Genomic DNA, 19,978 nt, shown 5'->3' on the forward strand with positions numbered 1-19,978 from the left:
AAACCCGCTACCCCGGCACCAGCCTGATCCTCAAATACGCAATCAAAACCAAGCCGCCGGCTCTCATCAATTAAATCGTGATATCAGGAGCCCTGGGACTGGGGCTGGAGACCGTCCGGGCCCTAGCCGGGGCAGGGGTTAGCGTGAGTGTTCCGGCCCGCCGCCCCGATCACGCTCGCGGCGTGTTTGCCGCATCTGATCTTGGCGGTGTGGAGGTGTTCGAGCTGGATTTGGGTGACCTCAGCAGTGTCCAGAACTTCACCAACACATACCTGAAATCGGGCGCCGGGTTGGACATCCTCATCAATAACGCGGCTATCATGGCGTGCCCGGAAACACGCGTGGGGCCCGGGTGGGAGGCGCAATTCGCCACGAATCATCTGGGTCACTTTGCCCTTGTCAATGGGCTCTGGCCGCTGCTATCCGATGGTGGGGCGCGGGTGGTGGCGCTGTCCTCCACCGGGCACAAACGCTCCGGCATTCACTTTGAAGATCCCCAATTTACACAGGGGTACGAGAAATGGGAGGCCTACGGAGCGTCCAAAACAGCCAATAGCCTTTTTGCCGTGCAGCTTGACGCGTTCGGGGCGGACCATGGCGTGCGGGCGTTTGCCGTCAATCCCGGAGGGATCATGACGGGGCTCCAACGTCACCTGCGCCAGGAAGAAATGGTGGCGGCCGGGTGGATGGATGAGGCTGGCAAGGTCCGTGCAGGCTTCAAAACTCCTGAGCAGGGCGCCGCAACCTCGGTATGGGCAGCCACGGCGCCAATGCTGGATGGCAAGGGCGGGGTGTACTGCGAGGATTGTGACGTGGCCAGCCCCACCGATCCGCAGTCAGAGTTTGCACGCTTTGCCGGTGTGGACGCTTATGCGGTTGACCCGGAGCAGGCCCGGAGGCTGTGGGAGCTCTCGGCGGAGCTGACAGGCATCAACGCATTCCGGTAAGAGGTGGGGCTACCTTAGGCCGTTTCTTCGCGCAGCGGGAGGACCGGAAAGGACTCTTGTGCCGGGGCAGCTGTTTCCACGGCCTGACCAATATCCTGCGCTGACGGACGCAAACCGTAGAGGGCATCCAATGCTGCCAAATAGCTTTCAGCATCCCCCGCTGCGGCCAATTCCTTGGCGCGGACCGTAGGCACATGCAAGAGCTGCTTGACCATGCGGCGCATGGCAAATTCAACCTCGGCTGTTGCTGCGGTGCAGCCGTGCTGTTTGCGGACCTTGGCCAGCTCGTCATCGAGCACGCCCAAGGTATGCCGGCGCAGCGCAACAATGGCGTGGTCCAGGGATCGCGAATTTTGGGCCTGCGCAAACTTGGTGGTGGCCTCCGCCACCAACGCCGAGGCTTGGGTCAGGGTTGATTCCTGTTCCGCCGGGGCCGCTTGGCGCACTGTTTCAAGAGTGAGCAAGTCCACACCCGGCAGATCAGCCACATCCGGGGTGAAATCGTGACTCAAGGCCAGGTCTATGACGGTCAGCTGCGGGGAATCCGCGGTGCGAAGCTGTGCCAACTCCGCCGTGCTGATTTGCTCCCCGGATCCGCTGCAACCTACCAAGAGGGAAGCGTGCATCAGTGCGTGGGGTAGGGACTGGCTGTCAAGGGCCGTGCCGCCGCGTGAGGCGGTGAATGTCTCGGCCCGGCCGGAGGAGGAGTACACGGAAATGTCAGTGCAGCCACGCTCCAGCAACTGGGCCATGGCGGCTCCGGCATAGGCGCCTGTGCCAAAAAGTACCGCTGAGGAACCGGCAAGGGACCCTGAAGCTGAGGGAGCGTTGGCCAACACGCCGGCCGAAGGTGAGGGAGCGTCTTGTAGTTCGGCGGCCAGATCTAACGCAACAGAAACTACTGACATGCCTCGGCGCCCCAGTGCCGTCTGCGCGCCCACGTCCTTGGCAGTTTTGGCAGCAGCTTGAAAAAGCCTGACTAGCGGCGGCGTGGTGAGCCCCAGATCCTGGGCGGTGCCCAGAGCGCGGCGCACTTGACCGGCAATCTCACGTTCGCCCACTACAGCGGATTCCAGACCCGTACTCACGGCAAAGAGGTGCCGGACCACAGCATCACCTTGCAAGGTGGCCAAAGCCCCCGAGACGTGCACTATTGACAGGCCGCTATGGCGGCTAATAGTTTCAATGGCTGTTCTGCGGGCCGCGTCTACGGCGTCGGAACTGCTTGCCTGAACGTAAAGCTCATACCGGTTGCAGGTGGCCAAAGTGATGAGCCCGGCCACGGCATTGTTGGCTGCGCAGAGCTCAGCGCTGGCCGCCGCGGCCCCGGCGCTGAGGCGGGCAACGGTTTCCAAATCGATGTCTGTGTGCGAAGCAACTAATGAAAAGAGAACCACAATTTCACAATGGTAGACCCCTAAGCTGAGTTTTTATGCACAAGATGCACATAAGCGTCACTAAGAATATGTGAGCCTTGCCACCGGCGGGTCGAGGGGCGGAAACCTCTACGGTGACAGTTTGTGCACAAACTACGCCCAGAATGGCTCGGTAGGGTGGTGCCATGACACTGAGCCCAAGCCACCCCCTGATGGATGGCCGCACCGCAAATTCCCCCTTGATCACGGCTTACCGGGGTGGCACACCTAGCCGCCGTCCCGTTTGGTTTATGCGCCAGGCCGGGCGCTCACTGCCCGAGTACCGGGAGTTGCGGGTGGGTACCACCATGCTGGAATCCTGTCTCAAGCCAGCCATGGCAGCTGAAATTACGTTGCAGCCGGTCCGGCGCCATGACGTGGACGCCGCCATCTTTTTCTCCGACATTGTCATTCCGCTCAAACTGGCCGGAGTGGGTGTTGATATTGTTCCCGGCGTAGGCCCAGTGCTGGAAAAGCCCATCCGCACCGCGGCGGACATTGCGGCACTGCCCGAGCTCACGGATGCGGCGCTGGACCCCATTCGCGAAGCCGTTGCTTTGACGGTGGCAGAGCTGGGTAGCACCCCGCTCATTGGTTTCGCCGGCGCCCCGTTCACTGTGGCCGCCTACATGGTGGAAGGCCGCCCTTCACGGGATCATCTGGGCCCGCGCACCATGATGCACGCCGAGCCCCACCTGTGGGCCGAACTTATGAATTGGGCTGCCGACGCCTCAGGCAAATTCCTGCGTGCGCAAATCGAGGCCGGTGCCAGCGCAGGCCAGCTTTTCGATTCCTGGGCGGGGTCGCTGGGACTGGCCGATTACACCGAACACGTGGCACCGGCGTCGTCCCGGGCCCTGGATCATGTCCGGGACCTAGGTGTGCCGCTGATTCACTTTGGCACAGGAACCAGTGAACTTCTCGGCGCCATGCATGATGTGGGCGTGGATGTCATGGGTGTGGACTACCGGCTGCCACTGGATGAGGCCAACCGCAGACTCGGCGGAAAGGTGCCACTGCAAGGCAACATTGACCCGGCGTTGCTCAGTGCCCCGTGGGAGGTCCTCGAGGCACACGTGCGCGAAGTTGTTGCCGCTGGCGCCCATGCGCCCTCGCATGTGGTGAACTTGGGTCATGGCGTGCCGCCTGAGACGGATCCGGCTGTTCTGAGCCGTCTCGTGGAACTTGTGCACTCTATTTAGCACTGACGTACCAGCAAAAAAGGGGAATCCATGGAAAACCGCAGAATCGCAGCCAAGGCGCATAGGCCCCAGAGCCACCCGGCACCCAATAGGGCTGTGGTGGTAGGTGGCGGTATCTCCGGCTTGTTGGCCGCGAAAGATCTCCAGGCTGCGGGTTTCCAGGTGAGCATTTACGAGGCCGCCACCACATGGGGCGGCTGCGTTGCCTCCCATGAGGTGGCAGGTGTGGTGCTGGATGCGGGGGCGGAATCCTTCGCCACCCGCAACACCGCTGTTGCTGATCTAGCCACCGAATTGGGGCTGGCAGCGCAACTGACCACCCCCAATCCCGCCGGTGCTTGGGTGTGGCTGGCGGAGGGCCCGGTGCCCCTGCCTCGTACGGGCATTCTGGGTATCCCCTCGGATTTGAGCGCCCCGGAGGTGCGTGCTGCCCTGGGCGCCTCCGGTGTTTTACGTGCTGCCTTGGACGCCAAAATGCCCGTCAGCATCGGCACCACGGAAGCGGTCTCCAGTGTGGCCGAGCTGGTGCGGGCGCGCATGGGTAAGCGCGTGCTGGAACGCCTTGTGGCTCCCGTGGTGGCAGGGGTTCACTCCGCCGATCCGGAAGTGCTTGACATTGATGTGGTGGCGCCGGGGCTGCGCGCGGGCATTCGCGAGCACGGCTCCCTCGCGGCGGCCGTGGCGGCCCAGCGCGCTGTTGGAAGCAAGCCCGGCTCCGCCGTGGGCGGGTTGGTGGGCGGCATGCACTCCCTCGTCACCGCGCTTGTGGCGGATTTGCGCAGCTCCGGCGTGTCCATGCATGCCGGGCATCGGATCAACGCCGTCTACCGTGGTGACACCGATCCGGAGCAGACGCCCCCCCAGCGGAAATACGACGGCGGTGCACCCCCGCCCTGGATTGTTGACTGGCAGCATGGCACCGACAGTGGGTTCGAATCGGCGGGGCTGCTAGTCCTCGCCACGGACGGGCCCACCGCCGTGAAGATGCTGGGCGTGGAACTGCCGCACATCTTGGACTTTATGCCAGCCACCGGCCCAGACATCCGCCTGGTCACCCTTGTGGTGGACGTGCCTGAGCTCGACTCGGAGCCGCGCGGTACCGGCGTGCTGGTGGCCCCCGAGGTTGAGGGTATCAAGGCCAAGGCGCTGACCCATGCAACGGCCAAGTGGGACTGGCTGGCTGACTCCACAGGCCCGGGAACGCATGTGTTGCGGCTTTCCTATGGCCGTGCAGGTGTCAAAGCTTCCGATGCTGTTCGCCTCACGCCAAGCACGCCCAAGGAAGAAGATTTGCTGCCCACGGCCCTCGCCGATGCCTCCACCCTGCTCGGTATTGAAATAAGTGAGGCCGATCTGCTGGGCTCAGACGTGGTCCGTTGGCGGGGCGCCTTGCCGTTTGCCGCCGTGGGACATCAGGCAAAGATGGCCCGGATCCATGCCCTGGCCAATGAGGTTCCGGGATTAGTTTTGACGGGTGGATGGATGCACGGGAACGGCTTGGCCGCGGTTGTCAGTGGCACCAGACGCCAGATCCGGGCCGCGGTAGACGCCTCGCGCCGACTGTGATCTTGCACACTTTCTACGCAATGTAGAGAACGCCGTTTTTTGTTTCACGGGAACTAGGTGCAAACTAGAAACCATGACGATAGACACTTACACACAATCTGTCACTAAAACTCCTGCTGAAACGCCGTTTACGCTGTGGACAGTCTTCAAGAGGAGCGGATCTTTCACTGGCGGCGAGGACGCGGTGGCGCAATTTGATGCGTTGATTGCATCCCTCGCCACTGAGAGCATCACCGTGCGAGGCTCCTATGACGTCTCAGCCATGCGCAATGATGCCGACATCATGATCTGGCTGGTGGGGGCTGATGCACAGGGGCTGCAGCGCGCCGTGCGCAGCATTCGCCGGACCGCTTTGTTCCAGGCCACTGAGATTGCCTGGTCGGCCATGGGCGTGCACCGTGAAGCCGAGTTCGCCAAGTCCCACGCACCGAGCTACATGGGCCCGAATGAGCCGAAGGGCTGGGTCTGCGTGTACCCGTTCGTCCGCTCCTACGATTGGTACATCCTGCCCGCCGAAGAGCGCAGCCGCATGCTGCGTGAACACGGCATGCTGGGCCGGGAATTCCCTCAGGTCCTGGCCAACACGGTTTCCGCCTTCGCCTTGGGTGACTGGGAATGGCTGCTGGGTCTGGAAGCTGACGAGCTGACCGATCTCGTGGATATGATGCGCAGCTTGCGTTACTCCGATGCACGCCTGCACGTGCGCGAAGAAGTCCCTTTTTACACCGGACGCCGGATTGAATCCGCCGAGATTGCCGAGGTCCTGCGATGAGCGTTGCACCTAAAACTGAGAATGCCGTGATGGCTCCCGCCGAGTACGACGCCGTCTTGCTGGCCTCCTTCGGTGGGCCTGAGGGCCAAGACGATGTGATCCCGTTCCTGCGCAACGTCACGCGCGGGCGCGGCATCCCTGACGAGCGCCTCGAAGAGGTGAGCCACCACTACCGTGCCAATGGTGGCATCAGTCCCATCAACGCCCAGAACCGCGCACTGAAGGCCGCCCTTGAGGCTGAGCTGGCCGCGCGCAACATTTCTCTGCCGGTACTCTGGGGCAACCGCAATTGGGACCCGTACATCCCCGCAGTTCTGCAGGATGCGTACGATTCCGGTCACCGCCGGATCTTGATGCTCACCACCAGCGTCTACTCCTCCTACTCCAGCTGCCGCCAGTACCGCGAGGACATTGGCATGGCACTGACCGAGACCGGCCTGGACGGGAAACTGGCAGTGGATAAGGTACGCCAGTACTTTGACCACCCGGGCTTTGTTGAGCCCTTCATTGAAGGCACAGCCGCATCACTGGCCACCGTGAAGGCCGCCTTGGCTGCAGCGGGCAAGGACCCGCAGTCCGTCCACGTCATGTTCGCCACACACTCCATCCCCACCAGGGATGCGCAGGCTTCTGGCCGTTCGGAACTGCAAACAATGATCTTTGAACAGGACTCGGCTTACGTGGCCCAGCACCTTGCCAACGCCGAGGCCATCATGGCCAGGGTTGACCCCGCGCAGGAATTCTCGCTGGTGTACCAGTCCCGTTCAGGTGCACCTCACGTGCCGTGGCTGGAACCTGACATCAATGATGCCTTGGCTGACATTGCCGCGGCAGGGACACAGGGCGTTGTGGTGGTTCCGCTGGGTTTCATCAGCGACCACATGGAAGTCCTCTGGGATCTGGACACCGAGGCGAAGGAGACTTGCGCTGAACTTGGCCTGGCCTTTGACCGCGCACCCACCCCGAGCACTCACCAAAAGTTTGTCGAGGGACTGGTGGATTTGATCTGTGAGCGGACCGTGCAGAACAACATTGCAGACCGCCCGGCCATGACCAAGCTGGGGCCCTGGTATGACGTGTGCAATCCAGGGTGCTGCGCCAATTTCCGCGGTGAGAAGCCAGCTATTGCCGAAGTGGGCAGCACAGTGGGACTTCCTGCCGCCGCACAAGGTGGTTCTTAATCTCCATGGCACAAACAGTGGAAAGCGTGAAAATTGGAACCCGCGGAAGCAAACTGGCCCTGAGCCAGACTGGGCAGATCACCGAACAGCTTAGTGTTGTGGGTGGCTTTGACGCCGAGATTATCCCCATCAAGACTGACGGCGATGTCCTGACCGGACCACTGTCCCAAATGGGTGGCACGGGCGTATTCGCCGCAGAACTGCGCTCCGCTGTGCTTGACGGACGGGTGGACGTGGCCGTTCATTCACTCAAGGACCTGCCCACGGCCGCCGTGCCCGGCCTGGCTCTTGCAGCTGTGCCGGCGCGCGCGGATGCACGGGATGCGCTATGCGCCCGCGACGGGCTGAAACTGAGCGAACTTCCGCTGGGGGCCACAGTAGGTACGGGATCCCCGCGCCGGGCAGCACAATTGCTCGCCGCACGGGCCGATCTTCTCATTGTGGACATCCGCGGCAACGTGGAAACCCGGCTGGGCAGGGTGCCTGGTTTGCCGGGAAACCCCGAGGCCGCAGTGGTTCCCGGAAAAGTTGCTGACCTTGACGCCGTGGTGCTTGCCGCGGCCGGACTGGGACGCATTGGCCGGCTCGAAGCCGTCACGGAATTCTTGGAAGCCGATGTGATGCTCCCTGCGCCCGGCCAGGGTGCACTCGCCCTGGAATGCCGCGCCTCTGACACGGATCTGAGCGCCGTTCTGGGCCAGTCACTGGCCGCCATTGATGACACGGATACGCGTTTGGCAATCACGGCAGAACGGGCGCTTTTGGCCCGGTTGGAAGCAGGATGTGCTGCACCGGTGGGAGCCCTCGCACACCGTAAAGGCTCCATGCTGTACCTGGAGACAGTGGTTGTTTCACTGGATGGAAGGCGTTCCTTGCGGCTGAAGAAGGCCACGGACGGGCTCAGTGTTGTGGGGGCCACGCTCCTTGGCATTGAACTGGCCGAGGAACTACTCGCCGGCGGTGCGGCCGATCTGGCGGATTTGGGCGCCAAAGCGTAATGACCGAGTCCGCCCCGCTGGTCCAGCCTGTTGGTGCCGAACCGCTGGCCGGGTTGCGCGTTGCCGTCACCCGGAGTGTGGACAGGGCTGGCGCGCTGCTGGCCGCACTTGCTGCGGCAGGGGCAGAACCGGTTTTGGTGCCGCTCATTGACTTCGAGGTCGCCGAGCAGAACGCGTTGGGTGCTGCAATGCGCAGGCTGGCCGCGGGAGAGTTCCAGTGGGTGGTCATCAGTTCCATCACCACCGTGCGGGCACTAAAGCAATGGTGTGAAGGGGCCGGGACGTCCCTGGCCGCGCTCATTCCGGCAGGCACGTCCGTGGCCACGATCGGCCCAACCTCAGTAGACATCCTCGCCGCCGAAGGCATCTTGGCCGATCTAGCACCCACGGACGTGCAATCGGCCGCCGGGCTTGTTGCCTTGTGGCCCCCATTGGAGAATGACGCGGGCTCCGGCTGCAACCGTGTCCTGCTGCCGTCATCGAACCTGGCCGCACCCACCCTGCGCGACGGGCTCGCGGCCAAGGGCTGGGATGTTGAGGCCGTCACCGCATACAAAACCGTTGACTACCCGGCGTGCACTGAACTAAGACTGACCGCAACGCTGGAATCTAGATCCCCGGAGCCAGGATGGCGTGATTCCCTTCCCTCTCTTCGCAAGCTCAGCGGGGAACCCTTAGTGCTCGCGAGGGAACCTAGATTCCAGCAGCTTTCCCCGGCCCAAGCCGCCGGGGAGATCCAGGCGGGGGCGATCAACGCCGTCGTACTTGCTTCGGGAAGCGCAGCCCGGCGGGTAGCTACAACCCTGACACCGCTACCCAAAGGCTGCCTGGTCGTTGCGATTGGGGAGCCCACACGGGCGGAGTCGGAGCGGTTGGGGATGCCCGTCGCGGCAACCGCGGAGCATCCCACGCCGGAAGGGATCGTGGCCGCATTGGCACGGGCCCGCACAAATTTTCAGAACCACACAGCTATGGAGTCATCATGAGTTTCCCCCAGCACCGCCCACGCCGTCTACGCACCACCGCTGCCATGCGCAAGCTGGTGCGCGAATACGCCGTGGCACCATCGGATCTGATCCTGCCCGTTTTCATCCGCGAGGATCTTAGCGAACCCAAGCCCATCACTTCCATGCCGGGCGTGGTGCAACACAGCACTTCCTCGCTCGTGGCGGCTGCGCGTGAAGCACTGGCCCTGGGGCTCGGCGGCATCATGTTGTTCGGGATTCCTGCGGAACGCGACGCCACGGGAAGTGCCGGGCTGGACCCCTTTGGCGTGCTGAACAAAGCCATCCGCGATGTCCGTGCCGTGGTGGGCGATGAGCTCGTGGTCATGAGTGATCTGTGCCTGGATGAATTCACTGACCACGGACACTGTGGCGTGCTCGATGCCTCCGGGCAGGTGGATAATGACGCCACCCTAGAAATTTACGCCAAGATGGCTGTGGCGCAGGCTGCTGCCGGCGCGCACGTTGTGGCGCCCTCCGGAATGATGGACGGCCAGGTCGCGGTGATTCGGGAGGCCCTGGACGCCGCCGGTTACGCCGATGTTTCCGTACTGGCCTACGCAGCCAAGTACGCCTCAGCGTTCTACGGCCCGTTCCGTGAAGCCGTGGATTCCCAGCTCGACGGCGACCGCCGCACCTACCAAATGGACCCCGGCAACCGTCGCGAAGCCCTTCACGAGGTGGAGCTGGATCTGGCTGAGGGTGCCGACATTGTGATGGTCAAACCGGCCATGAGCTACCTGGACATCCTGGCCGACGTTGCCGCCATGAGCCCCGTCCCCGTTGCCGCATACCAAATCTCGGGGGAGTACGCCATGATCGAGGCCGCAGCCGCCAACGGTTGGATCAACCGCCGCGCCGCCATTGAGGAATCCGTGCTGAGCATTAAACGTGCCGGAGCCACCATGATCCTGACGTACTGGGCGGCCGAATTGGCCGGCTGGCTGCGCGAGAACTAATTCACCCCCTCTCCTAATAACTACGCCAAGGATTTTTCATGACCAGCTCACAAGAACTTTTTGACCGCGCCAAGACCCTCATGCCCGGCGGGGTGAACTCACCCGTGCGTGCCTTCGGCTCCGTGGGCGGAACACCGCGCTTCATGGTCAACGCCAAGGGTGCCTACCTCACCGATGCTGACGGCCGCGACTACGTGGACCTGGTCTGCTCCTGGGGTCCGGCGCTCCTGGGCCACGCCCACCCTGCTGTTCTGGCCGCCGTCCACACAGCCGTTGACCACGGCCTGAGCTTTGGCGCCTCCACCCCGGCCGAAAGTGAACTGGCCGCTCTTGTGCAGGGCCGGGTGTCCGGCGTGGAACGCCTGCGTATGGTCTCCACCGGCACCGAGGCCACCATGACGGCCGTGCGCCTAGCCCGCGGTTTCACGGGCCGCGATCTCATCATCAAGTTTGCCGGCTGCTACCACGGTCACCTCGATTCCCTGCTGGCCGCTGCTGGCTCCGGCCTGGCCACCCTGGCACTGCCCGGATCAGCCGGTGTCACGGCCGCAACTGCAGCCGAAACGCTCGTGTTGCCGTACAACGATCTTGCTGCCGTCGAGGCCGCGTTCACTGAGTACGGGGACCGGATTGCCGCCGTCATCACCGAGGCCGCGCCCGCCAACATGGGTGTTGTCACGCCGGGGGAGGGCTTCAACGCGGGGCTCTCCCGCATCACCGCCGCCCACGGCGCGCTGCTCATTCTGGATGAGGTGCTGACAGGATTCCGTGTTGGCGCCTCCGGATACTGGGGCCTGACCGGCGCTTCAGAGGGGTGGACACCTGACCTGTTCACCTTTGGCAAGGTCATTGGCGGCGGACTTCCCACGGCGGCCTTGGGCGGCCGCGCGGAGGTCATGGACTACCTGGCCCCACTGGGACCGGTGTACCAGGCAGGCACGCTGTCCGGAAACCCGGTAGCTATGGCCGCCGGTGTTGCCACACTGACCGCCGCAACGTCAGCCGTGTATGCCACCGTGGATGCACGCTCGCTGGAACTCTCAACTGCGTTGACCTCTGCCTTGTCCGACGAGGGCGTTGACCACTCCATCCAGCGGGCCGGGAACTTGTTCTCCGTAGCGTTTGGCACCTCCGTTTCCGGCGTGCGCAACTATGCAGATGCGCAGGGCCAGGAAGTGTTCCGCTACGCCCCGTTCTTCCACTCCATGCTCGATTCCGGGGTGTACCTGCCGCCGAGTGTGTTTGAGGCCTGGTTCCTCTCCGCCGCCCATGACGACAACGCCATGAACCGCATCTTTGACGCGCTGCCAGCAGCAGCGAAGGCAGCAGCCGCCGCCTCTGCCTAAGCCGCCGCGACTGACGAGCAGCTTCGGAACAGCTACTGAGCGGCCGCGGGGTTAGCAAACTATGTCACCACTGCGCCCCCGGCCGTTCGCATTGCACTCTTGAGAGCGTGAATCCTCCCTGGGTAGGACGCAATTTTTCTCAGCGCTTGGCAGTCTTGGAGGATGACATCAACATGGGGGATCTCCGTCTCTGGCGTTAGCACCACGATGAGTCGGACGGAGTCAGCTGTTCGCTCCGATGGTGATGTGGCAGCAATCCTGTGATGCGGGCGGTTCGCGTCCTGTGTATGGCCGTGGGTGTGATGTTGGTGGCCACAGGCTGCTCCAAGCCTTTTGTACCAGCGCACCCGTTTGACCATGATCTGAAGGGAGAGAGCTCGGTGGCAGTCCCCGTGCCTGACCGTGGGGATGTTGCACTTGTGGTCTCGACGTTGGAAGACGCGGGGTTCTTTTGTGCCCAAGTACGGGCCAATGATGTGGCTGCCCAAATTTGGTGCCGAGCCTCCGTGGCCCCGGTTGATGATGAGATCGAGAGTTCGGTGACTGTGGTGAACATGGTCTCGAGCCGGGCCGGCGCCATCCAGTATGCGGATATTTCAGCTAGAGGAAGCGGAAGCCAGAGTGACTGGGACAGACTCAGTGACGTGCTGAATGAGTCATTTCTGGCAGTGTGGCCCAGCGACTCATCGAAGGTCCAGGTAGTGATCGCAGGGCTCGAAAGGGGTCCGGGGTTTTTCCCTGACGACCCCCATCCACCCAGAACAAAAACTTTCAGCACCAAAAATGCCGGCTATCTCATTGCTGAAGGCGGCCTTGTCCCCAAGTTTCGTCTCATCACCTCTGCGGTGCAGGATTACAGCTGGCCCTATGACGCCAGCGACTATGCCACCACAATGACGGCGGCGGGTCCAGATCTTGCAGAGGCTGGATATGAGTGTTTTCCCAACTGGACATCACCATGCCGGAGGGGAGTGGAGCAGGGCTCCAACCAAGAGATTAGATATACAACACCGAACCCCAACGTGAGTCTGGACAATCCAGATCAAATACTTTCCCTGGAAATGCTCAATCCTGGAACCAGACGTGACGCCGATCGTGAGAGCTTGCCGTCCCTTGGATTCCCCCGAGGCCTGCCATTTCTTGTCTCTGCTGCCCGTGCACCCGTCGAGGCGCAGATCGTGCAGACGCAACGCACCGGTGAATCCTTCATAGGCATCATTGCAGGGACCATCCTTATTGTTGAGGCACCACACAACAAACCGAAGATCCGGAGTGGACCCCTCCCCGTCAACGTGACTATCGGGGTGCCGCCGATCCGGATCGTCCAATAGTCTCCAGCCGTCCTGTTGTAGTCTGTGCCCATGGGCAGCAAACGCCAATCCAGCGCCAGCATCGCCGTCGTGATTCCCTCCAGGAACGACGCCGAGATGCTGGCCGTGTGTTTGTCCCACCTTGCACTACAGTCACGTCAGGCGGACGAGATTATCGTGGTGGACAACGGAAGCACGGACAACACTGCCGCGGTGTGTGCCACAGCTGGAGTACGGCGGATTTACTGGCCACCACCCGGTGTGGCAGGGGCGTCCGCCCGGGGTTTTGATGCGGCAAGTTCAAGCATTTTGGCTCGGATTGACGCCGATTCTCGTCCCGCACCGGACTGGCTGGTCAGGATCGAGACGGACTTGGCCCACGCCGGGCCTCTGGCCCTGGTTACGGGTCCAGGCGATTTCTACGGTGGCCCCAAGCTGGTGTGCTGGCTGGGCAAGACTTTTTATCTGGGCGGGTATCTCCATGTGGTGGGCTACCTTCTGGGCCACCCGCCGGTGTTCGGCTCCAACTATGCCATGACCGCGGGGGTGTGGGAGCGGATTGGTAAGTCCGTGACCCGTGATGTTCCCGATGTGCACGACGACCTGGAAGTGTCCTACCTGCTGCGACCTGACATGGCCGTGCGGTACGACCCCGAACTTCGCATGCCAGTCTCGGCCCGCCCCTTTGAAACGTGGGGTTCGCTGGGCCGCCGGCTCGTCATGGCGTGGCGAACTTTCGGGCACCTCTTCGCCTCTGAGCGACCCCTGCAACGGCGCCGGAGCCGGATCAAGTGGGTGCGTGCCCAAGAATAGTAGCTCCACCGCCCCGCAGTGTAACCCCACACTACGAAGGTCCCTCTTTCCAAACGCTATCCCACCTATGACGGGTTTTTCGGGAACCCTCTCCGACCCGATGGGATAGCGTTCCCGTTTTGAGCGTCATAGGTGGGATAGGGATGAAAAGGGGAAGGATGGACGTTGGTCCCGCCGTGGGACAGTGGAGTGGAGGGCAGTGCGAGGCAGTGCAGGGCAGTGCGGGCTAGGGCGCGGCTTGATTGAACAGCTTCAACAGGTCCCGGCATAGCTGGTTGGGGGAGGTTTCGCAGGGGCTGTGCCCGGACGGGTAAACCGCCAGTTCAGCACCTAGGGATTGGGCGAAAGCGGCGTGCAGAGGTGTTGGCCAGAGATCGTGCTCGCCCACGGCCACCAACTTAGGAAGCGTTGACAGGGAGAGATCCGGTGCCAGGTCCGGGGTGTGTTTCATCAACGTAACTATGTCCCGGACCGATTGCTTGCAGGTGAGCTTGAACCTGTTCCGGACAAAATGCAGCCGGCCAGCAGGAACCGGGATGGCGTTGCTTCTGATGCCCCACATCATCAAGGAAGCACCCACCCTTCCTGACGCCAGATCCGTGACGGGGCCGATCCTGCTGACACCGTGGAAGCTCTGCCCTGCCAGTGGCGGGGTGCTGAGCAGTGTCAAACTCGCAAAAAGCTCCGGGGCTTTGGTAACGGCAAGCCCCGCGACGGTCCCGGCAAAGGAGTAGCCCACCACATGGGCTGGTGGGTTGAGGGAGTGCAGTATGGACAGGAGGTCCGCGACGAACAAGTCGTAACCGTAGTGTGTTTGCGCAGGGTTGAGATTTTCGGGTCCTGCCCCTGCCGACTCATATTGTCCGGCCATGTCGAAACTGAGGGTGTAGTAGCCGGCAGCGGCCAAGATTGGCATCATCAGCACAAAATCCTCCTTGGAGCCGGTAGCGCCCGGCACCAAAACTACTGGCGCGCCCTGTGGATCGCCGAGGCTGATGACTGAGAGTGGGCCGCTCGGCGCAGAAAACTTGGAGCTGGAAAAATTGGCGGGAACTACGGACCAATCGAAGTCCTGCAGCCGTGCATCGGCAAGCTCCGCAGCGTCAGGGGTGCCAGCCTTCGCGGCACCCGGGTGGGCTTGGGCACCCGGCCAGCTCACGCCGTCGTCCTTCCCCTGATCGGCTACAAACCCCACAACCAACCCTCCGGTTCAGCTCGGAACGGGCCGCAAAGGCTATGCCGGCACGGTCACCCTTGTTATGAATGATTCTAGGCGCCGGTAGACCTCCTGGGACTCGGGATAGCGGAAGTTCTGCTGCCATGTGTGCTCAGTGTTGGAACTGCCCCAGCTGTAGACCATGGAGTCAACCGGGACGCCTTGCTCGCTGAGGGTTTTGATGAAGTTCATGTTGGAGTCATAGAAGAAATCCCGCTCCGAGGTGGTCACGAAAACGGGTGGGCAACGTGAATCGAGCCACTCGATGGGGGACATGTAGTGGGCGGCCTCGCGCAAAAGGTGATGCCGGACGTGGAGGTGCTTGTTTTTACGACGGCTGGCCGCGTCATCGCCCTGGGGCAGGAGCATTCGGATGAAATTCAGGCTCATGACAAAGCCCTTGTCGAAGAACACCGAAAAGTCCACGATGCTGCAGTGCTGCACCAACCCACGCAATTGGTTCGGTTGCAGGGCCGAGTGCAGGTGATAGTGTTCGGCAAGCTCCGAACGGATGGTGGCTGCAGCCATGAGCGCAGAGATTTGTCCACCAGCGGAGTCACCGCCGAGTACGATCCGCTCGCGATCGCCGTTGAAATGGTCAATGTGGTCCTCAACCCAGACCAACGCGGCGTTGGCGTCCTCCAGTACGTGTCCCAGATGGAAATTTGGGGCCATCCGGTAGTTCACGTTGACCACCACCACGCCACTGGCGGCCTGACCTGCACAGTATTTGGTCAGGGACGCCTTGTCCCCGGACGTCCAGCCGCCACCATGGAAATACACGTACACGGGGAGGGGATGCAGGGCTTCTTCGCCGCTGGTGTTGGGAGGGGCCATGACATCGAGCAGGTGCCAATGGATGTGGTCGCCAACAAAGTCAATGTCATGCCAGTACCGCACATCGGTGATGGGCTCAGAATTCAGGGTCCGCACTTCCACTTTGCTGATGGTGTGCATGAACATCCTCCACATCCACACCGGCACACGTGTCAGCATGCTCCTGGCCCTGCGGGCGGGGGCAAACGCGCCTTGGTGCGGCTGCGGTTCGGCCATGCTTCCAGATTACGCCCGCCGTGCTGGGCGGAAGCTGTGAATCCCCCTGTCCTCCCGCTGCTCGTGCCTCGCAGTGGGTCCCTCGGACATGTGGGCCCACCCTGTCCTCCCGCTGCTCGTGCCTCCCGCTGCTCGTCAAACAACGACGGCGGCACTTGCCCAACGCAACAAGCGTGGGGCAAGTGCCGCCGGCGTTAGTTAAAAAGCGTTACAGCACGTCGGAGAGGAAGCCCTTCAGGCGGTCCGTCTTGGGGGCGCTGAACAGTTCCTCGGGGGGACCAGTCTCCACCACAACGCCGGCATCCATGAAAGTGACGGTGTCGGAGACATTGCGGGAAAAACCCATCTCATGCGTGACAACAACCATGGTCATGCCGCCCTTGGACAGGTCGGTCATGAGCGCCAAAACACCCTTGACCAGTTCCGGGTCCAAGGCTGAGGTGGCCTCGTCAAAAAACATGACTTCCGGTTCCATCGCCAAGGCGCGGGCAATGGCCACACGCTGCTGCTGGCCACCGGAAAGGTTACCCGGCCGCGCGTCGGCCTTGTGCTTGAGACCCACAAGATCCAGCTGCTCCAGAGCCTTGGCCCGGGCCTGGTCCCTGGGCATCTTGCGGATCTTGATGAGCGCCAGTGCCACGTTGTCCAACACCGTTTTGTGGGGGAACAAATTGAACTGCTGGAAGACCATGCCAATACGGCGCCGGAGCTCGTCCGGGTTGTCCTTGAGAACGGATCGGCCATCGAGCAGGATGTCGCCCTGTTCCGGCTCGATCAGCCGGTTCATGACGCGCAGCAGCGTGGACTTTCCTGAACCGGAAGGTCCGATCACGGATGCCGTGGTGCCCTGCGGAACGTGCAGGTCAATACCGCGTAGCACCTTGTTGGAGCCGAACGCCAAATGGATGTTAGTGGCGCTCAGGGAGCCTGACTTAAAATCGCTCATGCTCTACGCACCCTTTCCAATAGCTGCGGCCGCTTCATCGGGCTCAATTTTCTGGGCCTTGCCCTCACGCATGCGCTTGTCCATGTAATTCACCAAATGCGTGAGCGGGATAGTCAGGCACAGGTACAGCAATCCGGCGGCAATCAAGGGTGAGAGGTTGCCGGTGTTGGCGGCCGAATCGTTACCGACGCGAAAGATTTCCCGCTGAGAAGGCAGAAGTCCGAGCATGTAGATCAAGGAGGAGTCCTTGATCAGGGAAATTAGTTGGTTCACCAGTGCCGGGAGGACCCGGCGGATGCCCTGAGGAATAACAACTAGGACCATTGCTGATCCGTAGCTGAACCCCAGGGCTCGGGATGCCTCGAGCTGACCCTTTTCAACGCTTTGAATGCCCGAACGGAAAATCTCGCCAATGTAGGCAGCGGCCATGAGGGAGAGCGCCAAAATACCCAAGGGGTAGGGGTTGGTGCTCCCTGTCAAGATCCGGTACACCGGGCCCAGCCCGAGACCAATCAGAAGAATGGTCAAAATGGCTGGCAGTCCGCGGAAAATATCCGTGTAAATCCTGGCGATCCAGCGCGGGAAAGGATTGCGGGAAATTCCCATCACGGCCAAGATCATGCCCAGGACACACCCGAAGAAGGCCGAGGAGACTGCCAAGATGAGGGTGTTGGGCAAACCGACTGTGAGCATTTCGGGGACTACTGCCCCCATGGCCTCCCAGTCAAAAAACGTTTTTGCGAGCTGCTCAAGTACATCCATAAATTAGGCCTTCGGAACCGTTACTGCCTTGGAACCGGGTGTCCAGTCCGCGGGCATGGGGCGGGTGGGGTACCACTCCTTGGTCAGCTTGGACCAGGTGCCATCGGCAATGACCGCATCCAGGGCGGAGTTCAGGGCATCCGTCAGCGCCTTGTTCTGTGAGTTCACAGCGTAGGCGGTGAAGTTTTGGGTGTTGACGATCTCCTCGGCAATGGCGGTGCCGTCGCCGTCCTTGACCTGGCCGGTGGCCTGCTGGGAAGGAGCAACCCAAGCGTCAACCTGGCCGTTCTTCAAGTTCGCGTAGGCCGTGTTGTAATCCGCGAAGCGGACAGCCTGCAAGCCCAAGGTGTTGGTGACGTAGTCATCCTGGACGGTGCCTTGAACAACAGCGATGCGGGTTTTGTCGGTCAGATCCGCAAAGCCCTTGATGGGCGAATCAGTCTTGGCAACAACGGCCATGTAACCGAAATCGTAACCGTTGGTGAAGCCAACATTCTTGCGGCGGGCGTCCGTCGTGGAGATGGAGGAGGAGCCGACGTCGAACTGCTTGTTCTCCACCTGTGCGAGCAAGGCGCTGAAGTCAGTGGACTTGAATTCGACCTTCAGATCCAGTTTGGCAGCCATGGCGCGCAGCAGCTCGTTATCGTAGCCGGTGAAAACACCGTCCTTGAGGAAGATGTTCGGCGGGGCGTCAGAGAGTGTACCCACCGAGATGATGCCGGGGGTGGTCAAGCCAAGCTCGTCCTTCTTGACGGTGTCAAGGGGGATGACATCGGCAGTGGTGTACTTATCCAGCGAAACCTGATCGCTGCCAGCCAAAGCGTCCGTGGACTTTGCGGAGCTGGTGTCACCGGCACCGCCGCCGCAGGCAGCGAGGGAGAAGGCCAGCGTCAAGGCAACCGGGACGGTTGTGAGCCACTTTAGGGCAGATTTCTTCATCAATCGTTCACTTTCTTTACAGGTGCCCAGGCCGAAAAAAGGATCGGAAAGGGGGCGTAAGCATGGTGCGGGGAGTAAAAGAAGAACTCACAGGAGCTTCTTAGCAGGACTCAACCAACAAAACTAAATTATGTCATTCACTCCGAGAATATGGCGGATGTGAACTTATGCGCAGTCAAGTGTGGGAAGAAGGAAAGAATCTTCCGATCATTGGGCTATTTGTGCGGGCAGTGAACTGTGACCGGGGCAACGCAACGCACTACTGACGCGTAAAAAAGTTCCCGCCTTGGTGAATCGCGCCTGTGATTTATGCCATAGCTGGGCGGGATCTTGCTAGCTGGTGGTTCAGGGCAGGACCGGCCAATCACCTTCGATGACTGCGGCAGGATCCTTGACCCGGCGCAAATAGGCCTGGAAATCGGCAGCTTGCTCTCTGGCCCACCCCTCTTGTGCTTTGTGCAGCTCGGTGGTGTCAAGGCGCAACGCGCTGTACTTGGCGGCGAGGGCATCAGCCAGCTTCAGCGTGGCCTCGGCGTCGGCAGCGGAGGTGTGGGCGTCCTCGAGCGTGATGCCGTATTCCTCGCACAAGGCCACCAAGGTTCTGCTGCCTTTGCGGAACCTGTCTAGATGTTTGTTGCAAATAAAGGGGTCAATGACGGGGGTTGCCGTGATTTGGGCCAGTCCATGGCGGTGTGCCTCACGGGCTAGCACCGTGAAGTCATAACTGGCGTTGAAGGCGATCACGGGAATGTTGTTGGCAAACAGGGTGGACAGGACGGCGCCTATCTCGGCCGTGACCACATCCGAGGGCCGCCCGTGTTCCCGGGCATGCTCGGAGGTGATGCCGTGGATGGCGGCGGCTTCCTCTGGAATGTCCATGCCGGGATCGGCCAACCATTCGTGCGTGTCCGCCACGGCTCCGGCCTCATCAAACACCACGATCGAGGCGGTGACGATCCGGGCCGTGCGGGGATCCTTGCCTGTGGTTTCCAAGTCAAAGGCGGCACGGGGATGCATATTCCAGCTAGTCATTCCATAACGCTACCGCCTGCCATGGACATTGAAGCAACGGCAGGCCCGCGGCGAACTAGGCTTGAGCCATGCGTGAGCAGTATATGGAAGCGGTTTTGGCGGTGGCGGCGCTAATCCCGTCGGCCCGGGTCCTCTCTTATGGGGATATTGCATCCCTTCTGGATTGTGGCGGGCCGCGGCAGGTTGGCGCCGTCATGTCAGCTCAAGGCAGCGATGCGCCCTGGTGGCGGGTGATCCGCGCCAGCGGTGCCGCGCCGCTGTGCCACGAAGGCCGAGCCCTGAGGCATTACCGCGAGGAAGGCACCGCTCTGCGCGGGGATGTCGGGGCGGTTGTCCCGGCCGGGAAGGCAGTCCCTTGGCGGGTGGACATGCGGGTTGCCCGCTGGAACCCTGCCGAGGCCGATTTTGACGCCATTGACGCAATTGCCGCCCTCCTGAAAGAAGCCGATGCAGGCACTGATTAAGGACACGTTCGCCTGTCTCACTCACCAGCCTGCCAGCCACCTGAGAACAACAA

General features: G+C 61.8%; 19 protein-coding genes. 12 read left to right on the plus strand and 7 right to left on the minus strand.

Annotated features, from left to right (window positions below; all coding sequences use genetic code 11):
* Positions 1 to 77 precede the first annotated feature (77 nt).
* The gene (locus ABIB48_RS13375; protein ID WP_354213299.1) at positions 78 to 947 is read left to right on the plus strand and encodes an oxidoreductase; all 870 of its coding nucleotides are present in this window, start codon (positions 78 to 80) and stop codon (positions 945 to 947) included.
* 14 nt (positions 948 to 961) lie between these two features.
* Here ABIB48_RS13375 and ABIB48_RS13380 read toward each other — a convergent pair whose 3' ends face one another.
* Positions 962 to 2,344, minus strand: coding sequence for a glutamyl-tRNA reductase (locus ABIB48_RS13380; RefSeq protein WP_354213300.1), 1,383 nt, complete (start codon positions 2,342 to 2,344; stop codon positions 962 to 964).
* A 164-nt stretch (positions 2,345 to 2,508) separates the two neighbouring features.
* Between ABIB48_RS13380 and hemE the strand changes: the two genes are divergently transcribed.
* The 10 genes from hemE (at position 2,509) to ABIB48_RS13430 (ending at position 13,513) form a co-directional block, all read left to right on the plus strand.
* On the plus strand, positions 2,509 to 3,564 hold the full coding sequence (gene hemE / locus ABIB48_RS13385; RefSeq protein ID WP_110107023.1) for a uroporphyrinogen decarboxylase: 1,056 nt from the start codon (positions 2,509 to 2,511) through the stop codon (positions 3,562 to 3,564).
* A 30-nt stretch (positions 3,565 to 3,594) separates the two neighbouring features.
* Entirely contained in the window at positions 3,595 to 5,130 is a 1,536-nt protein-coding gene (gene hemG, locus ABIB48_RS13390; RefSeq protein WP_354213301.1) for a protoporphyrinogen oxidase, read from the plus strand.
* A gap of 73 nt (positions 5,131 to 5,203) precedes the next feature.
* Complete coding sequence (gene hemQ, locus ABIB48_RS13395) at positions 5,204 to 5,902, plus strand: hydrogen peroxide-dependent heme synthase (protein WP_110107025.1); 699 nt, start codon at positions 5,204 to 5,206, stop codon at positions 5,900 to 5,902.
* Complete coding sequence (locus ABIB48_RS13400) at positions 5,899 to 7,083, plus strand: ferrochelatase (RefSeq protein ID WP_110107026.1); 1,185 nt, start codon at positions 5,899 to 5,901, stop codon at positions 7,081 to 7,083. The genes hemQ and ABIB48_RS13400 overlap by 4 nt, the downstream gene beginning before the upstream one ends.
* A gap of 5 nt (positions 7,084 to 7,088) precedes the next feature.
* Positions 7,089 to 8,081: a hydroxymethylbilane synthase gene (hemC, locus tag ABIB48_RS13405; protein WP_354213302.1), complete on the plus strand. Its 993-nt coding sequence runs from the start codon at positions 7,089 to 7,091 to the stop codon at positions 8,079 to 8,081.
* Positions 8,081 to 9,067, plus strand: a complete 987-nt coding sequence (locus ABIB48_RS13410; protein ID WP_354213303.1) for a uroporphyrinogen-III synthase — start codon at positions 8,081 to 8,083, stop codon at positions 9,065 to 9,067. Before hemC ends, ABIB48_RS13410 begins: the two co-directional genes overlap by 1 nt.
* Positions 9,064 to 10,044, plus strand: a complete 981-nt coding sequence (hemB, locus tag ABIB48_RS13415; protein WP_110107029.1) for a porphobilinogen synthase — start codon at positions 9,064 to 9,066, stop codon at positions 10,042 to 10,044. Before ABIB48_RS13410 ends, hemB begins: the two co-directional genes overlap by 4 nt.
* Before the next feature lie 38 nt (positions 10,045 to 10,082).
* The gene (gene hemL / locus ABIB48_RS13420; protein WP_354213304.1) at positions 10,083 to 11,390 is read left to right on the plus strand and encodes a glutamate-1-semialdehyde 2,1-aminomutase; all 1,308 of its coding nucleotides are present in this window, start codon (positions 10,083 to 10,085) and stop codon (positions 11,388 to 11,390) included.
* A gap of 380 nt (positions 11,391 to 11,770) precedes the next feature.
* A complete protein-coding gene (locus ABIB48_RS13425) occupies positions 11,771 to 12,721 on the plus strand; it encodes a hypothetical protein (RefSeq protein ID WP_354213305.1) in 951 nt (316 codons plus the stop codon).
* 30 nt (positions 12,722 to 12,751) lie between these two features.
* The gene (locus tag ABIB48_RS13430; RefSeq protein ID WP_354213306.1) at positions 12,752 to 13,513 is read left to right on the plus strand and encodes a glycosyltransferase family A protein; all 762 of its coding nucleotides are present in this window, start codon (positions 12,752 to 12,754) and stop codon (positions 13,511 to 13,513) included.
* Positions 13,514 to 13,739: 226 nt separating this feature from the next.
* Here the strand turns inward: ABIB48_RS13430 and ABIB48_RS13435 are convergent, their stop codons facing one another.
* The 6 genes from ABIB48_RS13435 to ABIB48_RS13460 form a co-directional block, all read right to left on the minus strand.
* Positions 13,740 to 14,708 carry an alpha/beta fold hydrolase gene (locus ABIB48_RS13435; protein ID WP_354213307.1) on the minus strand — a complete coding sequence of 323 codons (969 nt, stop codon included), beginning with the start codon at positions 14,706 to 14,708 and terminating at the stop codon, positions 13,740 to 13,742.
* 39 nt (positions 14,709 to 14,747) lie between these two features.
* A complete protein-coding gene (locus ABIB48_RS13440) occupies positions 14,748 to 15,782 on the minus strand; it encodes an alpha/beta hydrolase (RefSeq protein ID WP_354213308.1) in 1,035 nt (344 codons plus the stop codon).
* A 208-nt stretch (positions 15,783 to 15,990) separates the two neighbouring features.
* The gene (locus tag ABIB48_RS13445; protein WP_110107031.1) at positions 15,991 to 16,728 is read right to left on the minus strand and encodes an amino acid ABC transporter ATP-binding protein; all 738 of its coding nucleotides are present in this window, start codon (positions 16,726 to 16,728) and stop codon (positions 15,991 to 15,993) included.
* A gap of 3 nt (positions 16,729 to 16,731) precedes the next feature.
* The gene (locus ABIB48_RS13450) at positions 16,732 to 17,490 is read right to left on the minus strand and encodes an amino acid ABC transporter permease (protein ID WP_179442460.1); all 759 of its coding nucleotides are present in this window, start codon (positions 17,488 to 17,490) and stop codon (positions 16,732 to 16,734) included.
* Positions 17,491 to 17,493: 3 nt separating this feature from the next.
* Positions 17,494 to 18,429 carry an ABC transporter substrate-binding protein gene (locus tag ABIB48_RS13455; RefSeq protein WP_354213309.1) on the minus strand — a complete coding sequence of 312 codons (936 nt, stop codon included), beginning with the start codon at positions 18,427 to 18,429 and terminating at the stop codon, positions 17,494 to 17,496.
* A 345-nt stretch (positions 18,430 to 18,774) separates the two neighbouring features.
* Positions 18,775 to 19,461, minus strand: coding sequence for a 3'-5' exonuclease (locus ABIB48_RS13460; protein ID WP_110107032.1), 687 nt, complete (start codon positions 19,459 to 19,461; stop codon positions 18,775 to 18,777).
* Between the two features lie 68 nt (positions 19,462 to 19,529).
* Between ABIB48_RS13460 and ABIB48_RS13465 the strand changes: the two genes are divergently transcribed.
* Entirely contained in the window at positions 19,530 to 19,925 is a 396-nt protein-coding gene (locus tag ABIB48_RS13465) for an MGMT family protein (protein ID WP_110107033.1), read from the plus strand.
* The last annotated feature ends 53 nt before the right edge of the window (positions 19,926 to 19,978 follow it).

Source organism: Arthrobacter sp. UYCu511, from assembly GCF_040547105.1.
GTDB lineage: Bacteria > Actinomycetota > Actinomycetes > Actinomycetales > Micrococcaceae > Specibacter > Specibacter psychrochitiniphilus.

What these genes read in the sequence shown, in the direction of transcription:
- hemE (WP_110107023.1), top strand. Translation starts at nt 2,509, where the DNA reads ATGACACTGAGCCCAAGCCACCCCCTGATGGATGGCCGCACCGCAAAT.
- hemG (WP_354213301.1), top strand. Translation starts at nt 3,595, where the DNA reads ATGGAAAACCGCAGAATCGCAGCCAAGGCGCATAGGCCCCAGAGCCAC.
- hemQ (WP_110107025.1), top strand. Translation starts at nt 5,204, where the DNA reads ATGACGATAGACACTTACACACAATCTGTCACTAAAACTCCTGCTGAA.
- ABIB48_RS13400 (WP_110107026.1), top strand. Translation starts at nt 5,899, where the DNA reads ATGAGCGTTGCACCTAAAACTGAGAATGCCGTGATGGCTCCCGCCGAG.
- hemC (WP_354213302.1), top strand. Translation starts at nt 7,089, where the DNA reads ATGGCACAAACAGTGGAAAGCGTGAAAATTGGAACCCGCGGAAGCAAA.
- ABIB48_RS13410 (WP_354213303.1), top strand. Translation starts at nt 8,081, where the DNA reads ATGACCGAGTCCGCCCCGCTGGTCCAGCCTGTTGGTGCCGAACCGCTG.
- hemB (WP_110107029.1), top strand. Translation starts at nt 9,064, where the DNA reads ATGAGTTTCCCCCAGCACCGCCCACGCCGTCTACGCACCACCGCTGCC.
- hemL (WP_354213304.1), top strand. Translation starts at nt 10,083, where the DNA reads ATGACCAGCTCACAAGAACTTTTTGACCGCGCCAAGACCCTCATGCCC.
- ABIB48_RS13430 (WP_354213306.1), top strand. Translation starts at nt 12,752, where the DNA reads ATGGGCAGCAAACGCCAATCCAGCGCCAGCATCGCCGTCGTGATTCCC.
- ABIB48_RS13440 (WP_354213308.1), bottom strand. Translation starts at nt 15,782, where the DNA reads ATGGCCGAACCGCAGCCGCACCAAGGCGCGTTTGCCCCCGCCCGCAGG.
- ABIB48_RS13445 (WP_110107031.1), bottom strand. Translation starts at nt 16,728, where the DNA reads ATGAGCGATTTTAAGTCAGGCTCCCTGAGCGCCACTAACATCCATTTG.
- ABIB48_RS13450 (WP_179442460.1), bottom strand. Translation starts at nt 17,490, where the DNA reads ATGGATGTACTTGAGCAGCTCGCAAAAACGTTTTTTGACTGGGAGGCC.
- ABIB48_RS13455 (WP_354213309.1), bottom strand. Translation starts at nt 18,429, where the DNA reads ATGAAGAAATCTGCCCTAAAGTGGCTCACAACCGTCCCGGTTGCCTTG.
- ABIB48_RS13460 (WP_110107032.1), bottom strand. Translation starts at nt 19,461, where the DNA reads ATGACTAGCTGGAATATGCATCCCCGTGCCGCCTTTGACTTGGAAACC.
- ABIB48_RS13465 (WP_110107033.1), top strand. Translation starts at nt 19,530, where the DNA reads ATGCGTGAGCAGTATATGGAAGCGGTTTTGGCGGTGGCGGCGCTAATC.